This is a genomic window from Nostoc sp. DedQUE09 (assembly GCF_034530915.1).
In the GTDB taxonomy this organism is placed as follows: Bacteria; Cyanobacteriota; Cyanobacteriia; order Cyanobacteriales; family Nostocaceae; genus Nostoc.
Genome location: NZ_JAVRCE010000012.1, coordinates 108538 through 121022, shown reverse-complemented (window position 1 = coordinate 121022; position 12485 = coordinate 108538). Strand labels below are relative to the sequence as shown.

Below are 12485 nucleotides of genomic sequence, written 5' to 3'. Positions count from 1 at the left end.
CCTTATAAAGAGTAAAGTAGTCGAGTATTTCTGTATCTCACTTTGGCGTAGCCTCTGTCTCCGACACGCTGTTCGCGTTCGTAGAGAAGTTGAAATCTCCTGTATTTCACTTCCAGCAACTATTAATGTCTTGATTCTTCACAATTCTCGCCAATTTTATTTGATAAGTTTAAGGGAGAGTCAAAGCAACTATTGTTTTGAGTCCTAATTCCTTAATTGAAAATAAAGGAACGACTTATGAACACTACGGTTAAATATGACATCAAGGTTATCAAGCAAGAAGCACTTCAACTTGTTAAAAAGAGACTTGTTAACCGTCAACAGCCAATTTATACACTCTGTAAATATATTCCTCATCGGGACTGGGTTAATTTTGAGCTTGAGTTAGAAAAAAATGAATTTCTACTCAGAGATAGAATTATCGATTTACTGAATCACGAATCTTGGGAAGATGATTGAGGCTGCATAAAGCTAAACCACTATTAGCTGCATCCCAATAAAATCAAAATTACAACTTCATTTTTCAACATTAAAAACTCTTGAATGAATCGGGAGTTATAAGCAAGAGATTATTAAAGTAAGCAATAAATCTTTATAGATGACTTAGGCGCTTGAAAAGACAAGAAAACCATCGCTGGCGTAGCAATAATTCTCTGTTAAGCAAGTTGCCACAATCAAAACAAGCTGTCTAAGGAGAAGTAAACAAGGCTCAAACTCTTTTTCTTCCCTCTTTATCCCAACAATAATTATTAACACCGAACTCGTTAAAAGCCAATACAGTTTAGTTAAGAAAAATTGTAGGTTGGGTAAAGCAAAGCGCAACTCAACAAAGTCCAGGAAATGTTGGGTTTTGTTCCTCAAACGCCACTTGCTTCTCCCTTGGCGCTAGCCTCTCCCAAAAGGAGAAGGGGAGACGCTATGCGTAGCTTGCTTCCCCGTAGGGGTACAATTCGGGAAACCGCAAGGGTGCAGTGGTTCCCCAACCTACACAGGTTAGATTCTTGGCGCTGACCCAAAAGTTTTCTGTCTTCTTTTTTTAACTGTGTCAGTTAATACTTAATGCTTGCGCTACTACCTCACATTCTTGACCAATTAATACTGACATCAAGAAAAATAATTATACTAAAAGATTTCAGGAAATTGCATTAGGTAGGTAACTCTTCTAGCCCAATCCATTCAGTAATCGATTGCCATTGGCTTGCGTAAACAATAGTACTCCTACGTTTTTCTTTTTGAAGCTTGCTAGGTAGTTTTCCCAGGACAGCATCAGCGAATGAACTGGATTCGTTCCACTTATAAATAGGCATTTCCTGCCAGCAGTGGCGACAAAACCAGTAAGTCTCTGCACCGCGTATATGTTCTAAAAGTACACTTGAGCAGCAAGGACAGTAATTCATATTTTTCTCAAATCCTGTTCATAAAAGTGTTATCGCAAATCAGGGCAGCTACTTGAGAAACCCGTAGATATTTAAAAGAAACTGTCTATATTTTGACTATAATCTTTAAATATGAGGAACTTGTGAAGATAGTTAAAATACTTAATTATTTAGCGAAACTTATACACATTTCTTAAGTAATGCTTTTAGGCTGATTTACAAAAAACAGGGTGTGGGGTGTACGGTGTAGGGTGTAGGTTTAAAAAATAAAACTTTAGTTATGGGTTGAAAGCCCATTTAAAAAATGATCTTTTTCGAGATGCAAAGCGCAAGAAAAACAGTGTCCAAGTTTTCAATCCCACGTTTTAAAATGTTGGTTCTCCACACCCCAAACCTGCAACCCTTTGAACGATTTTTTCACAAAATTCTCAAATTATCTTCAGATAAATTCCAAGAAAATCACTATAATTGAAAAATTCAGCATAAGATTCAACGAGCAACTACTTAAATTAGCTTGGAATGCGATCGCAATTCATAATAACAAAGCAGAGGTTGTTGTAATACAAGGGGTAGGCAGAGATATTACCGAACAGCAAGCCGCGCAGCGCGAACGCCAACTTGCCGAAGCAGCACTACGCCGAAGCGAAGAGAAATTTTGCAATTTTGCCGAAAACACTCATGTCATCGTTCATGGATGCTATATTTTTAGCCAGAGAGATAGGCAAAAAATTATTTACCTTCACTCTTATGGTTTAATCCTTTGTCAAGGCTAGTATTGCGTTATTTATGAAATAAATAATAATTTAAATTAAGTAAACATTATTTTAATTCAGCATCTAAGTTGAATTGATGAATAATTTTAAGATGTATTTTAAAAATAAGTAATTTAGGCGCTCGCTCTCTTTACTTTTCTCTATATTTATCGGTTAATTTGTTTAGGAAAATATTGAATTTTAATTCATCTATCAATATTAAAACTCACTTGCTGATTGCAGATAAGGAAAGTGGAAGCAAACCTAGTCTTACTATTCTATGGGCACAATAGAATAAATGGTATCCATATCTGGTTACACTCATTGCTATGGAACGCGAAGCCTTAACAATCTGTTTTCCACCTGACTTGCTTGCAAAAGCCAGGAAACTCAAGGAAGGTAGTGAATCATTTAATGATTTAATAGTTAGGGCTTTAGAACGGGAAATGCGACACCGCCAGGGATGGGCTGCCGATCGCACAAAGGCTGAAAACCTCTTTGTTGGTGGCGGCGAGATAGGTACATTATTGAGATCGCACAATTGGTCGCAAACGCCTCTAGGGGCTGTCAAAACCTGGTCGGACAGCCTAAAAACAGCTGTGCAAATCCTATTAACAGAACTAGATCAAGTCCAGCAGGTAGAATCCGATCTGCTACCGGAGCGCACATCAACAGATGCCTTGCGTCAAGCTGCCCAAGCCGATGCGTTTCGAGTAAAGCTCACCAATGCACTACGCCCGCTGACTGACGCTAATGAGATTCAGGCGATCGCTGCCCGCATTCTAGGCGAGTCTCTAGGCGCAAGCCGAGTCATTTACATTGAAGTGTTACCCAGCAGCAAGGAGGTCATCGTTTATAAAAACTACACGAACGGTGTTGCCGAACTAAGCGGACTGTATCATTTGGAAGACTTTGGACGCAACCTGACAGATGACCATCGAGCGGGGCAAACGGCGATCGTTCCTGATGTGGCAAACTACCCCAAATACACAGCCAGCGAGAAGGCAAGGTATAGATCGATTGATATTGCCGCGCATATTGATGTGCCACTGATCAAGAACGGTCAATTTATCGCGTTGCTGGCGGTGCATCAGGCAAACCCTCGCCAGTGGACGGAAGATGACGTGAGACTAGTTGAGGAAACAGCAGCGCAAACGTGGGCAGCCGTTGAACGTGCCCGTGCTGAAGCCATTTCGCGTGAGAGCCGCACCGAACTCGAACGGCAACTGCGGAAGTTCGACGCGATCGCGGCTGCAATTCCCGATTTTATTTACACCTTTGATTTGGCGGGACGGTTCACGTATATCAGCCCAGCGTTGCTCAATCTTTGGCAAAAAACTTCGGATGAAGCTTTGGGAAAGAACTTTTTTGAGCTGGATTATCCAACCGATTTAGCGACCCGACTTCAGCAACAGATTCAACAGGTAATCGCCACACGCCAGCTGCTTAAGGATGAAACGCCCTACACCAGTGCAATCAGCACACGCACCTATGAATACATTTTCGTGCCACTTTTGGGCATAAATGGCGCAGTAGAAGCAGTGGCAGGCGTGACGCGAGACATCACCGAGCGCAGACGGGCTGAACTTGCCTTGCGCCAAAGTGAGGAGCAGAGCCGGAATATTCTGGAGAGCATCGCTGAAGCCTTCTTTTCCCTGGATGAGAACTGGCGGTTCACCTATGTCAATCGCTCTGCTGAGATACTGCTTGATCGCGCTCCGGATGATTTGATTGGCAAGAATATATGGGAAGAATATCCAGGACTGATTGGCAATGAGTTGGCGCAGGTTTACTGGAGCGCCATGCGGGATCGTGCGGCTGCGTCATTAACCGCGTTTTACCCGGATCACGATCGCTGGTACGAAGTTCGCACCTACCCCGCCCCAAACGGTATCACTGTTTATTTCAATAATGTTACCGAGCAGATTCAAACTGCCGCAAACCTGCGTCAATCTGAAGAACGCTACGGGATGCTGTTTGAGTCAATCGACCAAAGCTTTTGCCTTTGCCAAATGCTGTTTGACGAGAACGGTGAACCGATTGATTATCGCATTCTAGAAGTCAATCCGATGTTTGAAAGAATGACGGGACTTCAGAATGTGGTCGGGAAAACAATACGGGAACTGATTCCAGATATAGAAGTGCATTGGTTTGATATCTATGGCAAAGTCGTGCAGACTGGTGAATCTGTGCGGTTTGAAAATCAATCCGTGGCGATGAATCAGTGGTTTGATGTCAACGCTTTTCGAGTCGGGGAACCGCAAAATCATCAGTTTGCCCTCTTGTTCACCGATACAAGCGATCGCAAACGGGCAGAAGAAATTTTGCGGCAAGCCGCCGAATTTGATGCTTTCCGTGTTTCTCTCGCCGACGCGCTTCGTTTGCTTGCTGACCCAATAGAGATTCAGGTTACGGCCAGCCGTGTGCTGGGTGAATATCTCGGCGCGAACCGGGTAGCTTACTTCGAGGTTCACGGTGCTGATTACGTCGTTGAACGTGACTATGTAAACGGAACCACAGCACTCGCTGGCAACTACCCGATTGATTCGTTCGGACTCAAGCTGCTCGCTGCGTACCGCACTGGTTGCACCGTGTCCGTGTCTGATGTAGAAGCCGATCCCAACCTGTCTCCAGATCAGCGAGCAGCCTATGCTGCGATCCAAATTGGGGCATACATCGGCATACCACTCCTCAAGAGGGGCGAGTTCGTAGCTGGGCTGGCAGTTCACACATCCGGGCCGCGAGCTTGGACACCGGACGAGGTGTCCTTGGCGGAAGAAGTAGCCGAGCGCACTTGGGCGGCAGTCGAACGTGCCCGCGCCGAAGCCGCCTTGCGCGAATCGGAGGAGAAATACCGCACGCTGTTCGATTCGATTGACGAAGGTTTTTGTCTGGTCGAAGTTTTATTCGACGATGCCAGAAAGGCAGTTGACTACCGCTATCTTGAAACTAATCCGGCTTTCGAGAACATCACCACGCTCAAAAACGCAATTGGCAAAACCGTCCGCGAGTTGGTGCCGGATATTGAGCCACACTGGGCAGAAACTCTCGGAAGAGTTGACAAAACAAGACAGCCCGAACGGTGGATCAACAGTTCCGAAGCAATGGGGTTCTGGTTCGATTTGTACGCTTTCCCAGTGGACGAGCCGGAAGAGCATAAAGTCGCCATGATTTTCAGCAACATCACCCAGCGCAAACAAGCCGAACGACAAGTAGAGTTTCTGACTGAGTTAAGCCGAAGACTCGGCACGGTGACGGATGCGGCTGAAATCAACCGCATCGTCACGCGCGAAGTCGGAACGTTTTTGAACGGGCATCGCTGCTATTATCTCGATGTCACGCCGGACGGCAGACAGGTAACGGTTTTACCCGATTGGCGGCTCGACGGATCAGACCTTGCCGGAACTTACGACCTTACCCTTTTCGGGATGAAGGAATGGTGGGAGACGGCGGCACATCAACCGTTCGGGATTGACGACGTGAACACACATCCGTGGACAAAGGATTTCGCCGACAATTACACGCTCATCAATCTGCAATCCTATATCATCGCACCGTTTGTCCGTGAAGGGCGTTGGGTGGCTTCGGTCGGAGTCAGTTCCGACAAGCCGCGCCATTGGACGGCGAATGAGATGTTGTTGCTGGAAAACGTTGCGGCGCGTGTCGCGCCGCTGATCGAACGCGCCCGCGCTGAAGCAGCCTTGCGCGACAGTGAAAACCGCTTCCGCATGGCGATCGAAGCTGCTCAATTAGGCACCTGGGACTGGAATCTCATCACCAATCAATTGATTTGGGATCAGGGTTGCAAAGCCATGTTTGGCTTACCACCAGAAGCCGAGAGCAGCATTGAGGTCTTTTTTGCCGGACTGCACCCCGACGATCGCGAACGACTAGAACAGGTGGTGCAATGGACTTTGAATCCAAAAAGCAACGGTAAGTATGACGTAGAATATCGCACGATTGGGATTCAGGATGGGGTTGAACGGTGGATTGCGGCCAGAGGACAGACTTACTTTGATGCTGCCAACAATCCACAACGCTTTGTTGGCACTGTACTCAACATCACTGAGCAAAAACGCATTCAGGCAGAACGAGAACAACTCCTCGCCCGCGAACAAGCCGCAAGAGAGGCAGCCGATCGCGCCAACCGGATCAAAGATGAGTTTTTGGCGGTACTTTCCCATGAATTGCGATCGCCTCTCAACCCGATCTTAGGCTGGACGCACTTACTACAAAACGGCAAACTGAGCGAAGCCCAAAGAGCCGAAGCCTTGAAAATTATCGAGCGCAATGCCAATTTACAGACGCGACTAATCGAAGATTTGCTCGACATCTCCCGAATCATGCAGGGCAAACTCAGCTTAACAGCGGCTCAGGTCAGTTTGACCTTTATCATTTCTGCTGCCGTTGAAACAGTGCGTTTGGCAGCAGAAGCAAAAAATATTGCGATCGCTCTCGATCTTGACTTTGAGATCGCTCCAATTTTTGGGGATGCAGCGCGTTTGCAGCAAGTGGTGTGGAATTTGCTTACCAATGCGGTTAAGTTTACACCCAACGGCGGACAAGTGATGATTGAACTGCGACAATTCGACGGACTAGCTGAGATTCGGGTAATCGATACTGGCAAGGGCATCAATCCCCAGTTTTTGCCCCATGTCTTTGAGTATTTTCGGCAAGAAGACGGCTCAACGACACGCAAATTTGGCGGGTTGGGATTAGGGCTAGCGATCGTGCGACAAATTGTCGAAATGCACGGAGGTACGGTGACAGCAGAAAGTCCGGGTGAAAATCAAGGCGCAACCTTCATCATCCAATTGCCACTCATGCAGCAGGCAAGAGCGATGCCTGCGGCAAGAGCAAAGCTCAACGCATCCGAGCCAATCCATACTCAAATAGACACAGAAGTGCCTTTAGAAGGTATTCAAATTTTGCTGGTGGATGATGAGGCAGATACTCGCGAGTTTCAGGCATTTATGCTAGAACAAAGCGGGGCAAATGTGACAGCCGTCGCTTCTGGCTTAGAAGCTTTGCAAGCTCTAGAGCAGTTCACTCCTGACGTGCTAGTGAGTGATATAGGTATGGCACAGATGGACGGCTATATGCTGATGCAGCAGATTCGATCTCGCCCACCAAATCAAGGAGGAACCATTCGGGCGATCGCACTGACAGCTTATGCAGCAGAAATTGACCGACAAAGAGCATTTCAAGTAGGATTTCAAACTCACATTACAAAACCTGTAGAGCCAGAGAAGTTAGTCAAGGCGATAGTTAGTTTAGTCTCGTAGGGTAGGCATTACCCACCCGACAAAGTTACTAAAATTTCACATCCAAAGCACGTACCAAAAAAGCCCATTTATCTGCGGCTTCTTCGATAATTTTAGCCGTGGGTTTACCCGCACCATGTCCTGCTTTAGTCTCAATTCTAATTAGGGTTGGCGCATCACCTGCGTGAGCCTCTTGCAAAGCGGCGGCAAATTTGAAACTATGAGCAGGGACAACGCGATCGTCATGATCGGCTGTGGTAATTAAGGTTGCTGGGTAAGCTGTATTTGGTTTGATGTTATGTAATGGCGAATAAGCATATAGTACCGGAAACTCTTCTGGATTATCTGCTGAACCATATTCGGAAGTCCAAGCCCAACCGATGGTAAATTTGTGGAACCGCAACATATCCATAACGCCGACTGCTGGTAAAGCTGCACCAAACAAATCGGGACGTTGCGTCATACAAGCACCCACTAATAAACCGCCGTTACTACCACCTGCGATCGCTAGCTTTTCAGTATTAGTATACTTGTTAGCAATCAACCACTCAGCAGCGCTAATAAAGTCATCAAAGACGTTCTGCTTTTTATCCTTTATTCCTGCTTGATGCCATTCTTCGCCGTATTCTCCACCGCCACGGATATTAGGCATAGCATAGACACCACCCATCTCCATCCACACCAACAGACTCACAGAAAATCCAGGTGTCATTGAGGCATTAAAACCACCATAAGCATAGAGATAAGTAGGGTTATTTCCATCTAATTTAATGCCCTTTTTGTGTGTAATAAACATTGGTACTCTAGTACCATCTTTGCTGTGATAAAAAACTTGTTTTGTCTCGTACTCATCAGGATTAAAATCTACCTGTGGTTGACGGAAAACCTCACTTTTTCCTGTCACCATGTCGTAGCGATAAATAGTACCTGGTATGGTAAAGCTGGTAAAGCTATAAAAAGTTTCAGTATCATAACGCTTGCCCCCAAAGCCTCCGGCTGAACCGAGTCCGGGTAGTTCTACCTCTCGAATAAACACACCTTTGAGGTCAAAAATTTTGATTTGAGTGTGAGCATCTTTGAGGTAATCTGCAACGAACTGATTATTAAGTATACCGACACTTTCCAAAGTTTCTGTTGATTGGGGAATAATTTCTTGCCAATTTTCTGGCGCAGGGTTTTTCGTATCAATTGCAATAACTCTCCCCCTTGGTGCATTTAAATCTGTGCGAAAATAAAAGACGCTATCATCATTGTCGATAAAGCTGTAATCTGCCTCAAATTGGTTAATTAGTTCTACGACTTCCGCATTAGGGTTAGTTAAATATTTAGAAAAAACCAAATTTTTAGAGTCAGTCCCTAGCCAGATTGAAATTATTAGATAGCGTCCATCTTCAGTAACGCCACCACTAAAACCCCATTCCTTTTGGTCAGGACGATGATAAATTAAAACGTCTTCTGATTGAGGTTTACCTAGTTGATGATAGTAAAGCTTTTGATAATAATTGACATCTTCTAATCGAGTTTTTTCATTTGGTTCATCGTAGCGACTGTAGAAAAAACCTTGATTATCGTGTGTCCAAGATGCGCCAGAAAATTTAATCCACTTCAAGTGGTCTTGGAGGTCTTCCCCAGTTTCAACATTGCGTACTTTCCACTCTTGCCAATCAGAACCGGAGGAGGATAGACCATAAGCTAAAAGTTTACCATCCTCGCTAATCGATAATCCCGAAAGAGCAACAGTGCCATCTTCTGAGAGTTTATTAGGATCGAGTAAAACTTGGGGTTGGTCGTCAAGGCTTTTCAAGGTGTAAAGGACACTTTGGTTTTGCAGTCCATCATTTTTAAAATAAAAGTAGCGTTCGGTGGAACCGTCTCGCAGAGATTCGCCTTCTTTAAAAGGAATACCGTATTTTTCATAATCCCAAAGTTTGGTGAGGCGCTGTTTAATTTTTTCTCTAGCAGGAATTTCACTCAGGTAGCCAAAAGTAACTTGATTTTGTGCCTCAATCCAAGTTCTTGTTTCTTCGGAATCAGGATCTTCTAACCAACGGTAAGGATCTGCGACTAAAGTACCGTGGTAATTATCAGCTTGATTACTCTTATGGCTGGTTGGATAAGTGAGATTTTCAGAAGAAGGCATAGTCTTAGGTCAAAGTGCTTCTTTACATACTACAAAGATAGACCCAAGACTTGGGGCAATACTACTCGGTTTTTGCATTTTGAACTCAGAATTGGGTTTGGGGAAAAGGTTAAAGGTTTTTTCTTTGCCCTTTTCCCCAAAACCCGACAAGTATTGAGACTTGGGGTATACACTCTAATTGTTCTCAAAAAGAAAGCCCCGGCTTCTGACGGGGCAAAACGTGCTATTTTTGCTTATAGAACAATTGTACTACTAAAAAATAGTATCAGCTTTAATCGAGGTAGAAGCGTGTACACTTTTCCCTAAAATCGAAGTCTTTTGGTTGTATTTAGTTAACGAGTTTCTCTCCTTTGAGCATCCGCGCTGCGGCTTCAAGTAGAGCTTCTTCGAGATAGGGCTTGGTAAAGTAGCCACTAGCACCGAGTTGAGCGGCAATTTGTCTGTGCTTGTCTGCACCGCGCGAGGTGAGCATTGCGATCGGTAAGTGGTTAAGGTTAGAGTCTTTCTGGATGCGAGAGAGTAATTCCAGACCGTCGCAACGGGGCATTTCGATGTCGCAAAATACGATATCGCAAGGCAGACCGGAACGGAGTTTATCCCAAGCTTCCTGACCGTCACGTGCCTGTTCTACGCGATAACCTGCTTTGTTAAATGTCAGGGATAGCAATTCTCGGACTGTAATTGAGTCATCGACAATCAGCACTGTTGGGTCAATCTTCGCAGGAGAGGTATCTGGAGGAGTCAGTTTTTGTTGCCAAGAATTGCCACCAGCTTGTGTAGAAATCCGTCCCTGGAAGATGTCGATTATTTCCAGTACATCAGCAATGGGCATAATCCGACCATCGCCCAAGACTGTAGCACCAGCTACACCAATGGGTTTAGGTGCTGGGCCTTCAAATTGCTTAATTACAATTTCTTGTTCGCTTAACACCAGGTCAATCTGTAGAGCAATCAAGGTATTTGCCGATCGCACCACAACCACAGAAACCATATCATCGTCTCTAGTACCGCCATAGACATTACCGCGACTGATTTGGCGATTGAAGGTTAAAAGTTCCTTCAGAGGTCGGAATGGTAGCACCGTATCGCGCCAGGAAATAAATGATTGCCCATTGGCATCATGCTGAATATTTTTGACTGGAATATCTAGCGTATCTTCTACACCATCCATTGGGAAGGCGATCCTGGAGCGATCGGAGACGCAGCAGAGAGCTTTACAAATACTCAGAGTCAGTGGTAAACGAATAGTGAAGGTGGTTCCTTTGCCGATCGCAGAATCGGTGTTAACTGTTCCCCGAATTTCGCTAATCTCGGAGCGCACCACGTCCATACCCACACCACGACCAGAAATTTCATCGGCTTGGTCTTTAATCGTAAAACCAGACTGGAACAGCAGATCGTAGACTTCCAGGCGAGACATCGCTTTTGCCTGCGCTTCTGTAATCATACCAATCTTCACAGCCTTAGCCTTAACCTTTGCCGAATCGATGCCTGCACCATCATCGCCGACAGAAATGATCGTTTGGTTCCCTTGGTGGAAGGCACGGATAGTAATGATTCCCGCAGGTGGTTTACCAGCAGTTTGCCTTTCTTCTGGCGTTTCAATACCGTGAGCGATCGCATTATTCAGCATATGAGTCAACGGATCGGTCAGATGATCCAAAATCATCTTGTCAATTAAGGTCTCGCCACCTTCGATCACCAACTCTACTTGTTTGCCACACTTAATGGCGTTGTCGCGCACTCCTCGCCGCCAGCGATCAATAGTTTGAGCAAAAGGCACCATTCGCGCTCTCGTTAATCCCTCTTGTAGCTGGGTGGTTACTTGGCGGAACTGCCTAGCGACTCGTTCGGTTTCTTCGGTAACAAAATCAATGTCACTAGCCGACTCACGCACTCGTACAATGCGCTCAATCATCTGCTGTGAGAGTGTGTGAAAGGGAGTAAAACGATCCATTTCTAGTTCGCTAAAACCCCTGTCAGCATTGGAATCAGGGTCTTGTAAGCCGTCGGGGTCTTTCTTTTTGCGTCCAGCTAACAGAGATGCTTCCAGTAGCGATCGCTCGTACAACTCCTGCATCCTGGCACCCACATCTGAGAGTTGTTGTACCTGAATCAGCAAGTTATCTAATGACTGTCGTAGTCGTTCATGATCCTGCTCTAAGGTATTACGGTTTACTACCAACTCCCCAACTAAATTACTCATATCGTCCAGTTGCTTAACTGGAACCTTCATCGTTTCTTCAAATCTCGCAGCCCGACGAGTAGAGGGACGGGTAGCTTGGCTGGTGTTCGATTTTACTACAGTAGAATGGGATATTGTTTGATTCGCTTCTGCCAGCAATTTCTCTAAGTCACCAAATTCATCTTTTATAACTGGTGATGGAGTAGCATTTTTAGCTGAGACTGGTTGAGTGTTGAAGGGCTGGCGTTGGCGTAGACCGTCGTAGACATCGTTGTTGTTATCTGTACTTAGCAAGTCTTCCAAGGCAGCAAAATCTACTTCTGGTATCTTCTTAGCTTTAGGGATGGGTGCTACGTCCTCTCCTAATAATGCTGCCAAGTCTGCAAATTCATCTTCTTGAGCAACTATTTCAGTGGTTTCTGTAAACAATAAATTATTTTCAACAACTGTGTTTTCTCTTGTATCAAAGGTAGTTTCTAAATTATTATTTTCCTCAGTATCTACAACTTCTGGGCTTGTCTGGGCTGAATCTGAATTTTCCTCAAAACTAATAGTTTCTGATAGTTCATCCACAGGATTCTCTGTGGTTTCCATCTGAATATAGGTCAATTCATTTGTCGCGACATCTTCAAACAGCAGTTGCGGATTTTCATCGAGAGAGCCGAACAAATCACCTGGCTGTGCTTCGGATAATGCTGATTCTGAGCTTTCTCCAAAACTAATAGTTTCTGATAGTTCATCCACAGGATTCTCTGTGGTTTCCATCTG

The 12485-nt window shown here is 45.1% G+C and carries 6 protein-coding genes; 3 read left to right on the top strand and 3 right to left on the bottom strand.

From position 1 onward, the window contains the following. Window positions 1-237: 237 nt before the first annotated feature. A complete protein-coding gene (locus RMY27_RS10445; RefSeq protein WP_292782333.1) occupies window positions 238-459 on the top strand; it encodes a DUF4327 family protein in 222 nt (73 codons plus the stop codon). A gap of 686 nt (window positions 460-1145) precedes the next feature. Here RMY27_RS10445 and RMY27_RS10440 read toward each other — a convergent pair. After that, window positions 1146-1397, bottom strand: coding sequence for a hypothetical protein (locus RMY27_RS10440; RefSeq protein WP_322662878.1), 252 nt, complete (start codon window positions 1395-1397; stop codon window positions 1146-1148). A gap of 383 nt (window positions 1398-1780) precedes the next feature. Here RMY27_RS10440 and RMY27_RS10435 point away from each other — a divergent pair, with 383 nt between their 5' ends. Beyond that, window positions 1781-2149 carry a hypothetical protein gene (locus tag RMY27_RS10435; protein WP_322662876.1) on the top strand — a complete coding sequence of 123 codons (369 nt, stop codon included), beginning with the start codon at window positions 1781-1783 and terminating at the stop codon, window positions 2147-2149. Window positions 2150-2457: 308 nt separating this feature from the next. Then, on the top strand, window positions 2458-7413 hold the full coding sequence (locus RMY27_RS10430) for a PAS domain S-box protein (RefSeq protein ID WP_322662874.1): 4956 nt from the start codon (window positions 2458-2460) through the stop codon (window positions 7411-7413). A gap of 28 nt (window positions 7414-7441) precedes the next feature. On the opposite strand, the gene RMY27_RS10425 is transcribed toward RMY27_RS10430, so the two are convergent. Further along, window positions 7442-9532, bottom strand: a complete 2091-nt coding sequence (locus tag RMY27_RS10425; protein WP_322662872.1) for a prolyl oligopeptidase family serine peptidase — start codon at window positions 9530-9532, stop codon at window positions 7442-7444. A 328-nt stretch (window positions 9533-9860) separates the two neighbouring features. Next, the coding region (locus RMY27_RS10420; RefSeq protein WP_322662870.1) for a hybrid sensor histidine kinase/response regulator at window positions 9861-12485 on the bottom strand (2625 nt) is incomplete at its 5' end.